We start from the raw sequence: 15273 nt of genomic DNA on the forward strand, positions 1-15273 counted from the left end.
TCGCCCACGCACTCCACGTGACACTGTTTCTCAGCCCTTCGGGCGGGCTGTCAGGCCTCAGAGCGTCAAATGAGCGTCACGACCACCGCATGCTGGACCGGCGCCACTGCCCGGCTCGGCCGGGCTACTCGTCGTGCCGCTCGTCTTGCTCCTCGGCACGCTGTGGCTCGCCACCACCGGCGGGGCTGCGGTGGCCGTGTACCGCGCCCTGTTCACCGGCTTCCTGGCATACCGGCTCTTCGGCCACGGAACGCGCCGCACCCCGGCGCAGGTGGCCACCACGCCGGCCCGGGCCGAGCTCGCCGTGGCAGCGGTCCTGGGTGTCACCGTCCTCGATGAACGGCTGTCGGCCGCCTCCTGATGCGGACCGGGTGTCCTCGCTCCGAGTCCGGGCCTGCTGACGGTCCCCACCGGCATCGGCACCCAGCGCCGGTCCTCGACGGCCTGACGTGCGCGGCGGGCAACCAGCTCAACCCCGACTTCGCCGCGCGCCCGGTGGCCCCGTGCCCTGCGGGGTGCCGGCCCTGCCAGGGCCCGCTCGTGCGGACGGTCGTCGCCGGTCACCGGCCGGCGCGGCCTGGTCCTGGTACGCCGCAAGCAGGCACGGACGCGGGACCGACCGCAAGGAGTCTTGCCGACTGGACAGAGAGTGACCGGAGAGCCGCCCGGGCAGAGGAGTGGCGCTACAGCGCGGCCTCGTCCGGTGACAGGTAGGAGCAGAAGACGCCGTCCGGGTCGTACCGCTCCCTCAGGCTGCGCAGGCGCTGCCAGTCGTCCGCGGTGAAGGAGCGGCGGGCACGGGACGAGGCCGCGGTGAGGTCCGCCTCGGCGATGTAGTGCCCCGTCCCGAGGGGTTCCACCCTCTGTATCGCTTCCCGCAGCCAGGCGATGTTGGCAGCGTCCTGGCGGGGGTCGTCCCAGACGGCGTAGGGAACGACATAGCTCTCCCCGAGCACCGAGAAGGCCATGTCCGGCGCCGGCCGGCCGGCCGGCGAGAACGGTGCGAGGACCAGCGATCTGTTCGAAGGGGCCGAGTCGACGACATCCGCGAGTTCGCTGAGCAGCGTGGGGAAGCCGGCGTCCGACCACAGGGTGTCCGCCGCATAGCGGAGTTGCGGAGGCCACATGGCGGCGGAGGAGTCGTACAGGGCCTTGAACGTCGTCGGCTCGTCCAGTTGGCGGGAGAGGGAGCTCTGGCGCAGGGGACAGTGGCGCAGCGGCAGGAGGAACTCGCCGGCTTCCTGTCGCGACGCGGCGAAGGCGGTACCGGTGACGGTCACCACTTTGGGGCCCGGGTTCGAACCGGGGTCAACCATGTCGAGGGAGAAGCTCAACTCGACGTTCGGGGACAGCCCTGCGGCCAGTTCGGTGGCCCAGTGCGTCACCTCGGTGACGTTCGCGAGGGGGAAGGTCCACCTGGTGCTCGTGATCGCGCCGGGGTGGGGATACAGCCTGAGGCGGAAGGCGGTGACCGCGGCGAAGAAGCCGGGACCCGCTCCCCGGGCCGCCCAGAACAGGTCCCTGTGCTCGCTCTCGCTGCAGGTGACCCGTTCCCCGTCCGCGGTCACGGCTTCTATCCGCTCGACACTGGCGCACGCCGGCCCGCGGACGCCGGAATTCCAGCCGAGCCCTCCGCTGAGGAGGTATCCGCCGACGGCGACGGACCCGCAGTGGCCTGTGGGGAAGGCAAGTCCGTGACGGCCGAGTTCCGCGGTGAGCTGCGAGCCCGTGACACCGGGCTGCACCGTCGCCGTCGCGGAGGCGGGGTCGACGTCACAGCTGCGGAGCCCGGACAGGTCGATGAGCATGCCCCCGTCGCGCAGAGGCGACCCGCACCAGCTGTGTCCCCCCGACCTTATGGCGACCTGGAGGCGCTGGGACCGGGCCAGGCGCACCGCTTCCACGACGTCACCGGCCGACGCCGCGCGGACCATGACGTCCGGGAACCGCGCCGGTGTCAGCGCGTTCCAGACGACGGCCCTGCGGATGTCTTCGTAACCGGCGTCATCCCGCCATACCGACAGTCCGCCGAGACCGCGAGTCTGCGTGTGGCGGCTCATCCTGCACTCCTTGCCCCGGCTACCGCGGTCCGCTGCACGTCCTCGGGCAGAGAAGTTGCGCAGACCGCTGCTGTACACGACGCTGAAAAGACGTCATTTACGCTATTCAGTGATGAGCCAGGATGGTTCGGGCCTTTACAGCCTACCTCGCGGCCCGCAGCGAAACGACTCGTGGCGGGCAGGGATTGCCGCGGACACCATGAAATCCTTCGTCATGAGGAAGGTCGGCGAGGTCGCCGTCCTCGACAAACGCATTCCGGAACCGGGACCGAATGAGGCCGTGGTGCGTACGACCACCGCGATGATCTGCAGTTCCGACGTCCATACGGTGAGGGGAGCGATCCAGGTCGCCCCCGATGTCACCCTGGGACACGAGGCCGTGGGAACGGTCCATGCGCTCGGCTCCGCGGTGGAAGGACTCACCGAAGGTGAACGCGTGGCGGTGGGTGGAGTCACGCCCTGCTTTCAGTGCGAATTCTGCCAGCGCGGTCTGTCCTCGCAGTGCGGAGGCAGAATGATGGGCGGAGCCAGATTCACCGTGCAGAGGGACGGCAGCCTGGCGGAGTACTTCCTCGTGAACAACGCACAGGCGAATCTCGCTCCGATTCCCGGGGACCTGTCCGACCACCAAGCTTTGTACGCGACGGACATGCTGTCGACCGGATTCGTCGCCGCCGAACACGCCGAGCTCGACTTCGGGCAGACCGTCGCCGTCTTCGCTCAGGGAGCAGTGGGCCTTTCTGCCACCATCGGGTGTCGGCTGCGCGGCGCCGGATTCATCATCGCCGTCGAATCGCGGCCCGAACGACAGGACCTGGCCCGCCACTTCGGCGCCGATGCGATCGTCGATCACACGCACTGCGATCCCGTCGAGCGAGTCCTTGAACTGACGGACGGGCAGGGTGTGGATGCGGCCGTCGAGGCGCTGGGCACACCGGGTACCTGGGAAGCGACGTTCCGCGTCACCAAGCCGGGCGGCCACATCTCCAATGTCGGCTATCACGGCGAAGTGCCTGAACCGCTGAGGATCCCGCTGGAGCCCTTCGGATACGGCATGTCCGACAAGCATGTCCACGGCGGGCTGAACCGAGGGGGCAGGGAGCGCCTGAGGCGGATCTTCCGGCTGATGCAGCACGGCAGGGTGGACCCCACCCCGATGACGACCCATGCGTTCGGCTTCGACGAGGTCGAACGGGCATTCCGGATGATGGAAGCCAGGGTCGACGGCATCATCAAGCCACTGATCCACTTTGGCGGTTGACGGCGGGTGACGCCCTCAGACGGTGAGACCGAAAACCGCGAGGAGCACCGCGTAACACACCGCCACGACGACCGCACCCGCCAGGTCGGTGCGGCGCGAACGCGGCCGGTCGGGTGCCAGCCAGAAGGCCAGGGTGCGGTTGACGACCAGCGGCATCAGAATCCAGGTCAGAATCGCAACACTCAGCACGTTTGAGATGAAAAGGCCGAGGTACCCCGGAACGCCGGCATACGTGAGGGCGCGCCCTGCGGTGAGGTTGAGCACCATGACGGTGGGATAGAGCGCGAGAAGAACGGACATGGCCTGCTTCCAGTTGGGCGGGACACCCGCCTGCTCCCCTTCGCCGAAGCCGAACCATCCGCTGAAGGCCGACGCGATCTCGCGCACGTCGTAGTCGGCGAAGGAGTCGCGCCCCTCGTCCAGCAGTTTCCTGCGAGCGTCCGACTGCAGCCACTGGTCGAGGTGTTCGCGGGTGTCGAACCGGAACACAACGACCCAGCGGTCCTGGACGCCCTCGACGGGCGCGAAGAGTTCGGACCCCATGAAACCCGGGTACTTCTGCTGGGCCTTCAGGACCTTGTCCTGCCAGCGCTCGAAGTCCTGCTCGCGACCCGGCCGCACCGTGTGGGAGACGACGGCCGTCACGGCTTCCTGAGCCGGTTGCCCTCCGTACAGAACCTCCTGGGAGGGCTCCTCCTCGAACAAGTCGCGGCCGTCGTCGAGGAGTTCTCGGCGGTTGGCCGACCCGAGCCAGGCGCTCAACCGGCCGACGTCCGAGAAACGGAACACCACGACCCACTGGTTGTCCTCGGCGGAGTCGGGCGGGTACAGCTCCGTTCCCTCGAAGCCGTCGAAGACCCGCACGGCCCGGTTCACCTGTTCCTGCCAGCGTTTGTAGTCCTCCTCGCGACCGGGGACGACCTTCTGCGAGGTCACCACGGTTGCTCCGGCCCCACCACGGCCGCGGTTTGCGCTGGCGCTCATGCGAGGTAGCCTAATCACAAAGGGACTTATGGGACAAATGGGGGAAAGGTAATCAAGTTATCGCAACTCGCCGATCGAATGCCTAGCTGGTGCGGAGCGGAGGGCGTCATGGATCACAAGGAGTTCCTGACGGAAGCGGTACGGCTGGCCACGGAGTCGGTGGAGCACGGCTGGGGCGGCCCGTTCGGCGCCGTGCTCACCCGGGACGGCGAGATCATCGCCCGTGGCCAGAACCGTGTCCTCCTGACCGGCGACCCGACCGCACATGCCGAGGTGGAGACCATCCGCAAGGCGTCCCAACTCCTCAACCCGCAGGCGCCCACCATCCCGGAAGAGCACCACAACGAGGGCACCCTGGAATACGTCCAGCGCCCCGAAGGCTCCCCCGACCCGGTCCCGGAGCGGGCCCGGATGCTACAGGGCTGTTCGATCTACATCAGTGGCGCACCGTGCCCCATGTGTATGAGCGCCATCTACTGGTCGCGCATCGACAACGTCTACTTCAGCTGCGACCTGGACGCCACGCGGAAGATCGGCTTCGACGACGCCTTCCAGTACGAGGACTTCCAGAAGCCGATGGACCGGCGCCGGATCCACATCGAGCAGATCCTCCCGGAGCTGGGCGCGACGGCATACGAAGCCTGGGAGACGAAGCCCGACCGGCACGCCTACTGATGAGGGGCCGTCAGGCGGCTTCGTGGGGCGCTCGGGACACCAGCGGGTAACCGCGGGTACGACCCCTGAACACGACTGGACCATGTCCTCCTTCAGCCGGCGGTCGCCCCAGGCACTGAGGTCGGCCGGGACGAGGCGCACCGCATCGGTTTGGTGCAGGAGGTCGCCGCGGACGGGCCAACGCTTCAGCGTGTTGCAGCACGCGTGCCGGATACCGATCTGGTGTGGGTCGGCCCCCGCGCGGGGTCGGCCTTTGCCGACCGCGGCCCTGCGGCTGCCGACTCCTGGCTGGCTGACTGCCGATCCCCGATCGGGGCTGTGCGCGCCCCTCAGTCCCGGTCGTGCCCCGGGAACTCCGCACGGACGGCGAGCCCGAGGCCGTGGCGGGGTGGGTCGCGGGCGATGCGGAGCGTGCGCGCCAGAACGGCTCGAAGCGGCGGTCGGTGGTGTCCGGGTCGAGCGGAGGTCCGGTGATCCCGACCTCCAGCACCAGGTCGCCGCGTGCGGTCTCATGGTGCACCGCGCCTCTCCCCGTCCTCCGTGCCCGCCGAACGCCGGCGAACGGACCTGTTGATCGACGACCTGACGCTCGCGTGTCCTCGGCTGTCGTGTCCTCCCGGATTACGTGCCGGTGGAACACCTCACCTGGAGTGGATCGGCACAGAGCCGCCTCACCCGGTCGCGCGGTGGCCGCCCAGCATGGCGGGCCCGTCCCAGGTGGGAGACCGGCCGTCGAACGCGGGTTGCTACAGGGGGCACCTCACCGGACACGACTGCGGGCGGCCGGTTTCCACCGCACGGCAACGCGTGCCCCCAAGCCACCTCCTGGGAAGCGGAACGGCCCGCCCGGTCGACTCCACCGGCCAAAGACCGGACTCGATCGAGAAACAGCAGGTCAGGCGCCCTTTTGTGCCGGCTCCAGAATCGCCACGCACTCCACATGGTGCGTCATCGGAAACAGATCGAACGCCCGAAGCGTGCGCACCCGGTACCCGCCCTCGCGGAAGTACGCCAGGTCGCGGGCCAGCGCAGCGGGATCGCAGGCGACGTAGGCGATGCGGCGGGCGTCGAGGGAGCAGAGGTGGGCGACCGTGGTGCGGCCGGCGCCGGCGCGGGGCGGGTCGAGGACGATCAGGTCGACCTCGGTGATGCCCGTGCGCGGCAGGACCGACTCGACCTTGCCCTGTTCGACGCGGACGCGCGGGAAGTCCGCGAGGTTGTGCCGCGCGTCCTCCACCGCCCGCTTGCCGGACTCGATGCCGAGGACCGCGCCCTTCTCGCCGAGCCGGTCGGCCAGTGCCCCCGCGAACAGCCCCACTCCGCAGTAGAGGTCCAGGGCCATCTCGCCCTTGCGGGGGAGCAGGCCCTGCATGACCGCCGTCACAAGGGTGTCCGCCGCCTTCGGGTGGACCTGCCAGAAGCCGCCGCCCGCAACCCGGTGCGTACGGCCGTCCGCGCGCTCGCGGACGAAGGGGCGGCCGTGGACGCGGTGGACGCCACCGGACTTCTCGTCGACCCTCAGGACCGACACCGGCTTGTCCAGTTCGACCAGGGGCAGCCGGGCGCCCGGACGCGGCGTGAGGATCACCTGGCGGTCCTGGGAGCCCGTGGCCGCGATCGCCTCGACCGACTCCATGCCGGTCCAGTCCCGCCGCTCGATGCCCAGCTCGCTGACGCCCTCTGCCGCGATCATGCAGTGGTCGATGCGCTCGATCTCGTGCGAGCGGTGGCGGCGCAGGCCCGCGTGACCCTCGGCGTCGACAGCGTACTGGACGCGGGTGCGCCACTGCGGGACCTGGCCGGCCGGCAGCTTGTCGCCCTCGGCCGGCACCACCGTGCCGTCCCAGCCGGCCTCCTCGGGCGTGAGGCCCGCGAGCCGCTTGAGCTGTTCGGCGATCACCTCACCCTTGAGGCGGCGCTGGGCACCCGGCTTGGCGTGCTGCCAGTCGCAGCCGCCGCAGCGGCCCGGCCCGGCGAAGGGGCAGGGGGCGTCGACGCGGTCCTTGGAAGCCTCCAGGATCCGTACGGCGTCCGCGCGGAGGAAGCGGGCGCCCTCCTCGCCCTCGGTCACCCTCGCCACCACTCGCTCACCGGGCAGCGCGTGCCGGACGAACAGCACCTGGCCCTCGGCCGTGCGGGCGATGCAGTGGCCGCCGTGGGCGACGGGGCCGATCTCGACCTCGTACTCCTCCCCGACCAGCGACTTCTTCTCTTCTGCCTGCATGGCGGGGTGACTCCAGATCGGGAACGGGAAACGGCCGGACAACAGCCCACCAGTCTACGTGGCTGTCGTCCGGCCGTTCACCACAGACCGAGGCCCCAGCTCCGTCCGGGCTCAGTCCTTGGCCGCCGACGCCTCCTTCGGCCGCTCCGCCGCCGGACCCCGCCGCACCGCACCCGGTGCGTTCCACTCCTGCCGCTTGCGGGCCCGCACCTTCGCCGCCTCGGAGGACGCCAGCTGGTAGGGCACGGAGGTGACCATCACGCCGGGGGTGAACAGCAGGCGGCCCTTCAGGCGCAGGGCGCTCTGGTTGTGCAGCAGATGCTCGTACCAGTGGCCGACCACGTACTCGGGGATGATCACGGAGACCGCGTCGCGCGGCGACTCCTTGCGCAGGCTCTTGACGTACTCGATCACCGGGCGGGTGATCTCGCGGTACGGCGAGTCCAGGACCTTCAGCGGTACGTCGATGCCGCGCCGCTCCCACTCCTCGCGCAGCGCCTTGGTCTCCGCCGGGTCGACGTTGACCGTCAGCGCCTCCAGGGTGTCCGAGCGCATCAGCTTGGCGTAGGCCAGGGCTCGCAGGGTGGGGCGGTGGATCTTCGAGATCAGCACGACCGAGTGCACGCGGGACGGGCGGACCATGTCGTCGGCCGGGCCCTCGGGGGCCGCGATCTCCTCGGCGACGCGGTCGTAGTGCTTACGGATCACGGTCATCGTCGCGTAGAAGATGCACATGCCCAAGAGCGCCACCCAGGCGCCGTGCGTGAACTTCGTGACCAGGACGACGACGAGCACCAGGCCGGTGAAGAAGGCGCCGAAGGCGTTGATCGCGCGGGAGCGCATCATGTGGCGGCGCTTGGCCTGGTCCTGCTCGACCGCGAGGTGGCGGTTCCAGTGCCGCACCATGCCGGTCTGGCTGAGCGTGAAGGACACGAACACGCCGACGATGTACAGCTGGATCAGACGTGTGGAGTCCGCACCGTAGATGACGGTCAGCAGAGCCGCGGCGCCCGCGAGCAGCACGATGCCGTTGGAGAAGGCGAGGCGGTCGCCGCGGGTGTGCAGCTGGCGCGGGAGGTAGCGGTCCTGGGCGAGGATCGAGCCGAGCAGCGGGAAGCCGTTGTACGCCGTGTTCGCCGCGAGGAACAGGACCAGGGCCGTGGCGGCGGCGAGGACGACGAACAGGAAGCTGCCCTTGCCGAAGACCGCCTCGGCGACCTGGGAGATCACCGGGTTCTGGACATAGCCGGAGCCGAGCGGGTGACCGTTGTGGATCAGGTCGGTGGCCGGGTTCTCCGCCATGCGGACCTTGGTCGACATGGCGAGGGCGATGATGCCGCAGAACATGGTGACGGCCAGCAGACCCATCATCGCGAGCGTGGTCGCCGCGTTCTTCGACTTGGGCTTGCGGAAGGCCGGGACGCCGTTGGAGATGGCCTCCACACCGGTGAGCGCGGCACAGCCGGAGGAGAAGGCCCGCAGCAGGAGGAAGACGAGCGCGAAGCCCGCGAGGCCCTGGTGCTCGGCCTTGATGTGGAAGGCCGCGGTCGGCGCGCGCATGGTGTCGCCGAGGGCAAGGCCGCGTACGGCGCCCCACACGATCATGATGAAGACGCCGCCGACGAACACGTACGTCGGGATCGCGAAGAGCTTGCCGGACTCCTTCACACCGCGCAGGTTCATGAGCGTCAGCAGCACGATCACGGCGGTCGCGCACAGCACCTTGTGCTCGACCACGAACGGGACCGCGGAGCCGAGGTTCTCGATGCCGGAGGCGATGGAGACGGCGACGGTGAGGACGTAGTCCACGAGCAGGGCGCTGGCCACGGTCAGGCCCGCCCTGGGGCCCAGGTTGGTGGTGGCGACCTCGTAGTCACCGCCGCCGCTCGGGTAGGCGTGGACGTTCTGCCGGTAGGAGGCGACGACCGTGAACATCAGCACCACGACCGCGACGGCGATCCACGGGCTGAAGTGGTACGCCGACACGCCCGCGATGGACAGGACCAGCAGGACCTCCCCCGGCGCGTAGGCGACGGAGGACAGCGGGTCGGAGGCGAAGACGGGGAGTGCGATGCGCTTCGGCAGGAGCGTTTCACCCAGCCGGTCACTGCGCAGTGCGCGCCCGATCAGAATCCGTTTGGGCACGTCGGTCAGTTTGGACACGAGAGAGGATCGTAGGCCTTCGAACAGGCAGCCGCCCACCCGGTCTCAGGGATCTGCCTCACGAGTGAAATCAGGGGCGCATGGAATTGCGGATTCCGAAGTCCGCGCGCTCTCCGTGCCTAGATGGCAAACCCCGCTTGTCATCGCACCTCGGAGGACCCATGCCCGCCACCGCAGAGCTGATCGGGGCGACGCTCGCCCTCCTCGGCCTCGGAATCCTGACCCTGTGCAGCGTGCGCAGCATCACGCGCCGGCGCCCGGCCCCGGCGGCCGCCGACGCGGATGGCTGACGCTGCTCACGCGCATGATCGCGGACCGTGATCACGGGAACCCGCGCAGGTGGGTGCCAACCCCCCTGCGCCCGTGTGTAGCTTTGGGCCTCGGTCTGAGAACCTGTTAAGGCCAAGTCATGACTCTTGACCTCGGAAGGACGGTCGTGCACATCGTCATCATGGGCTGCGGGAGAGTGGGTTCCGCTCTCGCCCAGACCCTGGAGCAACAGGGCCATACGGTCGCCGTGATCGACCAGGACCCGACCGCCTTCCGTCGGCTGGGCCCGGGCTTCGGGGGCCGCCGGGTCACCGGTGTCGGCTTCGACCAGGACACCCTGCGCGAAGCGGGCATCGAGGAGGCCGGCGCCTTCGCCGCCGTCTCCAGCGGTGACAACTCCAACATCATCTCCGCGCGCGTGGCCCGCGAGATGTTCGGGGTGGAGAACGTGGCCGCCCGGATCTACGACCCACGCCGCGCCGAGGTCTACCAGCGCCTGGGCATCCCCACCGTGGCGACTGTCCGCTGGACCGCCGACCAGATGCTGCGCCGGCTGCTGCCCTCCGGTGCCGAGCCGCTGTGGCGCGACCCCACCGGCGGGGTGCAGCTCGCCGAGGTGCACGCCTCCCCGAAGTGGGTCGGGCACAAGATCAGCAAGCTGCAGGAGGAGACGGGCGTCCGCGTGGCGTTCCTGACCCGCCTCGGCGAAGCGATCCTGCCGACCTCGCAGACGGTGCTGCAGGAGGGCGACCTCGTGCATGTGATGATGCGGTCGGACGACGTCGAGAAGGTCGAGGCGGCGTTCACCCAGGGCCCGGAAGAGGAGAGCGGTCACTGATGAGGGTCGCCATTGCCGGAGCCGGCGCCGTCGGCCGCTCGATCGCGGGCGAGCTGCTGGAGAACGGTCACGAGGTCCTGCTGATCGACAAGGCCCCGACCGCCATCTCGGTGGAGCGGGTGCCGCAGGCGGAGTGGCTGCTGGCCGACGCCTGTGAGATCACGTCCCTGGACGAGGCGGCGCTGCAGCGCTGCAACGTCGTCATCGCCGCGACCGGCGACGACAAGGTCAACCTGGTCGTCTCGCTGCTCGCCAAGACGGAGTACGGCGTCCCGCGCGTCGTCGCCCGCGTCAACAACCCGAAGAACGAGTGGCTGTTCAACGAGGCCTGGGGTGTGGACGTGGCCGTCTCCACCCCGCGTCTGATGTCCGCCCTGGTCGAGGAGGCGGTGAGCGTCGGCGACCTGGTCCGTCTGCTCCGCTTCAGCCACGGCGACGCCAACCTCGTCGAGCTGACCCTGCCCGAGGAGTCGGCCCTGGCCGGCACCCAGGTGGGCGACGTCCAGTGGCCCGAGGACACCTCCCTGGTCACGATCATCCGCGGCACCCGCGTCCTGACCCCGTCCAAGGAGGACTCCCTGGAGCCGGGCGACGAACTCCTCTTCGTGGCCGCCCAGGCCCGCGAGGAGCAGCTGGAGGAGCTGCTGTCGGTACGGCGCGAGGACACGCAGAGCTAGCCGGCGCAAGGACACGCAGAGGGCCCGGGGATCATCCGATCCACCGGGCCCTTCCCGTGCACAGGCTCAGGTACGCCGCCCCCGACCACCGGCCGCACGCCGCTCACGCCGGTGCCGCGGCACCACCCGCCACCGTCGCCACAAGGGTGTCGAGGCCATGCGAACGGCCCGGGACCTCCGCAGGTCACGGGCCGTTGCGAAGCCGCGGTGCCGCCGTCGGTCAGGCCTCCCGGCGGTGCCGTCCCCCGGTCGACTCGCCGCTCTCGGTGGCCAGTGCCGCCTTGCGCTCCTGCTCGGCCTTCTCCTCGGCCTCCATCTCGGCGAAGACGTCGATGGGCGCGGGGGCCTTCGCGAGGAAGATCCAGGTGAGCCAGACCGCCAGCAGGAACGGCGGGATCTTCAGGGCGACCAGGACCCAGCCGAGCTTGGTGGTGTCGGACCACCAGTAGAGCGGGAAGAGGATCGCGCACTTGGCGAGCAGGATCAGGCCCCAGGCCCAACTCGCCTTCGCATACGCCTTCTTGCGGCCGGGGTTGCGGGTGCGCCAGGAGAGGTTCTCCTTGAAGACCGGGCCGAGTATGAGGCCGATCAGGGGCACACCGGCCAGGGTCGTGACGATGTACGCCAGCGCCAGGCCCAGTGTGTAGAGCATGCCCGGGAGGTAGAAGTCCTTGGCGTTTCCGGTGAACATCGCGAAGACGACACCGAAGGCCACGCCGAAGACGCCGCTGAAGGCGTGCTTGACGGTGTCCTTCATCGCCAGCCGGACCACGACCAGGACCAGGGACACGGCCAGCGCGGCGAGCGCCGACACGTGCAGGTCCTTGTTCACCGTGAAGATCGCGACGAACAGCAGGCCCGGCACGACCGTCTCGACCATGCCGCGGACACCGCCGAACGCCTCGAACAGGGCGGCCTCGGTCACCGCACGGGCATCGCCGGTTCCGTCGGGCGGACTCTGGTCGGTGCCTTCGGTCGGCTTGTCGAGGGACGTCACCGGCTACTCCCGTCCGAGGGGTCGCAGTTCGTATTTCGGGTTGAACAGCACCCGGCGGCCCCGGCTCATGGAGATCCGGCCCGATGCGATCAGCTTGCGCCCCGGTTCTATGCCCACGATGGAACGCCTGCCGAGCCACACCACGTCCAGCGCGGCGGAGCCGTCGAACAGCTCGGCCTCCAGGGCGGGGACCCCGGCGCGGGGACGCAAGGTGACCGTGCGCAAGGTACCAGTTACGGTGACGATCTGCCGGTCGTGGCAGTCACCGATCTTCGTACAGCCCGCGGCGTCCGCGTCCTCACGCAGCTCCTCGGACTCCAGGTCCTCCTGCGACGAGGAGAGCCGGTCGAGCATGCGCCGGAACCGGCCGGCCGGCTTTTCCGAACGAGGAACAGCACTCATACCTGAAGCGTACCGGGGCACACCGACAGCGCCGTAGCCCAGCTCACTGCGCGGCCCGCTCACTTCTCGAACCGGTAGCCCATACCCGGCTCCGTGATGAAGTGCTTCGGGTGCGAGGGATCCGTCTCCAGTTTCCGCCGCAGCTGGGCCATGTACACGCGCAGGTAGTTGGTCTCGGTGCCGTACGACGGCCCCCACACCTCCTGCAGCAGCTGCTTCTGGCTGACCAGGCGGCCGGTGTTGCGGACCAGGACCTCCAGCAGATGCCACTCGGTCGGGGTGAGGCGGACGTCCTTGCCCGCGCGGTTGACCTTCTTGGCGGCCAGGTCGACGGTGAAGCCCTCGGTCTCCACGGTCGTCAGGTCGTCCTCGCCGGGCCCGCTCGGCTCGGCCCGGCGTACGGCGGCCCGCAGCCGGGCCAGCAGCTCGTCCATGCCGAAGGGCTTGGTGACGTAGTCGTCGGCGCCCGCGTCCAGCGCCTCGACCTTCTCGTCCGAGGAGTGCCGGGCGGACAGGACCAGGATGGGCACGCGGGTCCAGCCGCGCAGGCCCCTGATCACCTCGACGCCGTCCATGTCCGGCAGGCCCAGGTCGAGCACGACCACGTCGGGGTGCCGGGAGGCGGCGAGTTCGAGGGCGGTACGGCCGTCGGGCGCGGCGTCGACCTCGTACTTGCGCGCCTTGAGGTTGATCACGAGGGCGCGCACGATCTGCGGCTCGTCGTCGACCACGAGCACCCGGGTCATGAGGCCTGCCTTTCTGGTTCTGCGATGTCCCGGCCCGCAACGAGGGCCTCGGGACGCGATCCTGCCGCGCGGAGGCTGAGGACCATGGTGAGTCCGCCGCCCGGCGTGTCCTCGGCGTCGAGGGTGCCGCCCATGGCCTCCGCGAATCCGCGGGCGACCGCGAGGCCGAGCCCGACCCCGGCGCCGCGCGGGGCGTCACCGTACCGCTGGAACGGCTCGAAGATCCGGTCCTTGGCCTCGTCCGGCACGCCCGGCCCGCGGTCCACGACGCGGACCTCGACCCGGTCGGCTATGGCGCTGGCGGACACCAGCACGGGACACTCCTTCGGGCTGTACTTGACGGCGTTCTCCACCAGGTTGGCCACGGACCGCTCCAGCAGCCCGGGATCGACCTCGACCATCGGCAGGCTCTCGGGCACGTCCAGCTCGACACTGCCCTCCGGGACGCCCCCGAGCGCCATCGGCACGACCTCGTCCACGTCGATCTCGCGGATCAGCGGGGTGACCGTACCGGTCTGCAGGCGGGACATGTCGAGGAGGTTGCCGACGAGGTGGTCCAGCCGGTCGGCACCCTCCTCGATCGCGGCCAGCAGCTCCGCCCTGTCCTCCGCGGACCATTCGACGTCGTCGGAGCGCAGCGAGGACACCGACGCCTTGATGCCGGCCAGCGGGGTGCGCAGGTCGTGGCTGACGGCGGCGAGCAGGGCGGTGCGGATGCGGTTGCCCTCGGCGAGCGCACGGGCCTGGTCGGCCTCCTCCTGCAGGCGCCGGCGGTCCAGGGCGACGGCGGCCTGCGCGGCGAAGGCGGCGAGCACGCGGCGGTCCTCGGCGGGCAGCACCCGCCCGGTGAGCGCGAGCGCCATGTGGTCGCCGACCGGCATGTCGACGTCGGCGTCCTCGGGCCGCTCCAGCGGGCGCCCGAATCCGGCGCGCCCGGCGCAGGTCCACGGCTCGGTGTCGCTCGCCCGTTCCAGCAGCGCGGCCGACTCCATCGCGAAGGTCTCCCGGACCCGCTCCAGCAGCTCCTCCAGGCTGGTCTCGCCGCGCAGCACGTTCCCGGCGAGGAAGGAGAGTATCTCCGACTCGGCGCGCAGCCGGGCTGCCTGGTGGGTGCGCCGGGCGGCGAGGTCGACCACCGAGGCGACCGACATGCCGACACCGAAGAAGATCGCGATGGCGACGATGTTCTTGGGGTCGGCGATGGTCAGCCGGTGCAGGGGCGGGGTGTAGAAGTAGTTCAGCAGCAGCGAGCCGAAGGCCGCCGAGGCCAGCGCCGGGAAGAGCCCGCCCAGCAGGGCCGCCGCGACCGTCAGGGTCAGGAACAGCAGCATGTCGTTGGCGAGGCCGAGGGCGACGCTGTTCAGCAGTACCGCGAGGACCGCGGGGCCCACCAGGCCCACCGCCCAGCCCCAGATGATCCGGGCCCGCCCGAGCCGTGCGCCCCTGGCCACGGGCAGTCCGCGGCCCTTGGCGACCTCCTCGTGGGTGACGATGTGGACGTCGAGGTCCGGACCGGACTCTCGGGCGACCGTGGCGCCGACGCCCGGCCCGAAGACGTACTGCCAGGCCTTGCGGCGCGAGGAGCCCAGCACGATCTGGGTCGCGTTCACGCCCCGCGCGAAGTCGAGCAGGGCGGCCGGTATGTCATCGCCGACCACGTGGTGGAAGGTGCCGCCCAGGTCCTCCACCAGGGTGCGCTGGATGGCCAGCTCCTTCGGGGAGGCCGAGGTCAGCCCGTCGCTGCGGGCTATGTACACGGCGAGCACCTCGCCGCCGGCGCCCTTCTCCGCGAGCCGCGCGGCACGCCGTATCAGGGTGCGCCCCTCGGGGCCGCCGGTCAGCCCGACCACGATCCGCTCGCGGGAGCCCCAGATCTTGGAGACCCGGTGTTCGCTGCGGTAGGCGTTCAGGTACTCGTCGACCCGGTCCGCCACCCACAGCAGCGCCAACTCGCGCAGCGCGGTGAGGTTTCCGGG

14 protein-coding genes are annotated in these 15273 nt (G+C 70.0%); 6 read left to right on the top strand and 8 right to left on the bottom strand.

All coding sequences use genetic code 11. From position 1 onward, the window contains the following. Positions 1 to 106: 106 nt before the first annotated feature. Positions 107 to 361: an EamA family transporter gene (locus AB0M27_RS27545; protein WP_365725152.1), complete on the top strand. Its 255-nt coding sequence runs from the start codon at positions 107 to 109 to the stop codon at positions 359 to 361. Between the two features lie 322 nt (positions 362 to 683). On the opposite strand, the gene AB0M27_RS27550 is transcribed toward AB0M27_RS27545, so the two are convergent. Next, entirely contained in the window at positions 684 to 2060 is a 1377-nt protein-coding gene (locus tag AB0M27_RS27550) for an FAD-binding oxidoreductase (RefSeq protein ID WP_365725124.1), read from the bottom strand. A gap of 112 nt (positions 2061 to 2172) precedes the next feature. Here AB0M27_RS27550 and AB0M27_RS27555 point away from each other — a divergent pair, with 112 nt between their 5' ends. Further along, positions 2173 to 3321 carry an alcohol dehydrogenase catalytic domain-containing protein gene (locus AB0M27_RS27555; protein ID WP_365725126.1) on the top strand — a complete coding sequence of 383 codons (1149 nt, stop codon included), beginning with the start codon at positions 2173 to 2175 and terminating at the stop codon, positions 3319 to 3321. A gap of 15 nt (positions 3322 to 3336) precedes the next feature. Here AB0M27_RS27555 and AB0M27_RS27560 read toward each other — a convergent pair whose 3' ends face one another. After that, positions 3337 to 4305, bottom strand: coding sequence for an antibiotic biosynthesis monooxygenase (locus AB0M27_RS27560; protein ID WP_365725128.1), 969 nt, complete (start codon positions 4303 to 4305; stop codon positions 3337 to 3339). Positions 4306 to 4413: 108 nt separating this feature from the next. Between AB0M27_RS27560 and AB0M27_RS27565 the strand changes: the two genes are divergently transcribed. Beyond that, positions 4414 to 4980: a nucleoside deaminase gene (locus tag AB0M27_RS27565; RefSeq protein WP_365725130.1), complete on the top strand. Its 567-nt coding sequence runs from the start codon at positions 4414 to 4416 to the stop codon at positions 4978 to 4980. A gap of 895 nt (positions 4981 to 5875) precedes the next feature. On the opposite strand, the gene AB0M27_RS27570 is transcribed toward AB0M27_RS27565, so the two are convergent. Together AB0M27_RS27570 and AB0M27_RS27575 are read right to left on the bottom strand one after the other, a co-directional pair. After that, positions 5876 to 7204, bottom strand: coding sequence for a TRAM domain-containing protein (locus AB0M27_RS27570; RefSeq protein ID WP_365725131.1), 1329 nt, complete (start codon positions 7202 to 7204; stop codon positions 5876 to 5878). A gap of 111 nt (positions 7205 to 7315) precedes the next feature. Beyond that, positions 7316 to 9367 (bottom strand): APC family permease, encoded by a 2052-nt coding sequence (locus AB0M27_RS27575; protein WP_365725133.1) that lies wholly within the window; start codon positions 9365 to 9367, stop codon positions 7316 to 7318. 161 nt (positions 9368 to 9528) lie between these two features. Here AB0M27_RS27575 and AB0M27_RS27580 point away from each other — a divergent pair, with 161 nt between their 5' ends. The 3 genes from AB0M27_RS27580 (at position 9529) to AB0M27_RS27590 (ending at position 11152) form a co-directional block, all read left to right on the top strand. Continuing rightward, positions 9529 to 9657: a hypothetical protein gene (locus AB0M27_RS27580; protein WP_365725155.1), complete on the top strand. Its 129-nt coding sequence runs from the start codon at positions 9529 to 9531 to the stop codon at positions 9655 to 9657. A 146-nt stretch (positions 9658 to 9803) separates the two neighbouring features. Next, entirely contained in the window at positions 9804 to 10475 is a 672-nt protein-coding gene (locus AB0M27_RS27585; protein ID WP_365725154.1) for a TrkA family potassium uptake protein, read from the top strand. Continuing rightward, positions 10475 to 11152 (top strand): TrkA family potassium uptake protein, encoded by a 678-nt coding sequence (locus tag AB0M27_RS27590; RefSeq protein ID WP_365725138.1) that lies wholly within the window; start codon positions 10475 to 10477, stop codon positions 11150 to 11152. Before AB0M27_RS27585 ends, AB0M27_RS27590 begins: the two co-directional genes overlap by 1 nt. 220 nt (positions 11153 to 11372) lie before the next feature. On the opposite strand, the gene AB0M27_RS27595 is transcribed toward AB0M27_RS27590, so the two are convergent. The 4 genes from AB0M27_RS27595 to AB0M27_RS27610 form a co-directional block, all read right to left on the bottom strand. Next, the gene (locus AB0M27_RS27595; RefSeq protein ID WP_365725140.1) at positions 11373 to 12149 is read right to left on the bottom strand and encodes a DUF3159 domain-containing protein; all 777 of its coding nucleotides are present in this window, start codon (positions 12147 to 12149) and stop codon (positions 11373 to 11375) included. A gap of 3 nt (positions 12150 to 12152) precedes the next feature. After that, positions 12153 to 12551 (bottom strand): OB-fold nucleic acid binding domain-containing protein, encoded by a 399-nt coding sequence (locus AB0M27_RS27600; RefSeq protein ID WP_351806002.1) that lies wholly within the window; start codon positions 12549 to 12551, stop codon positions 12153 to 12155. A gap of 59 nt (positions 12552 to 12610) precedes the next feature. Next, complete coding sequence (locus AB0M27_RS27605; protein ID WP_365725144.1) at positions 12611 to 13297, bottom strand: response regulator; 687 nt, start codon at positions 13295 to 13297, stop codon at positions 12611 to 12613. Beyond that, a partial coding sequence (locus AB0M27_RS27610) for an ATP-binding protein (protein WP_365725146.1) occupies positions 13294 to 15273 on the bottom strand: 1980 nt, incomplete at its 5' end. The genes AB0M27_RS27610 and AB0M27_RS27605, both read right to left, overlap by 4 nt.

Source organism: Streptomyces sp. NPDC052107, from assembly GCF_040680215.1.
Lineage (GTDB): Bacteria > Actinomycetota > Actinomycetes > Streptomycetales > Streptomycetaceae > Streptomyces.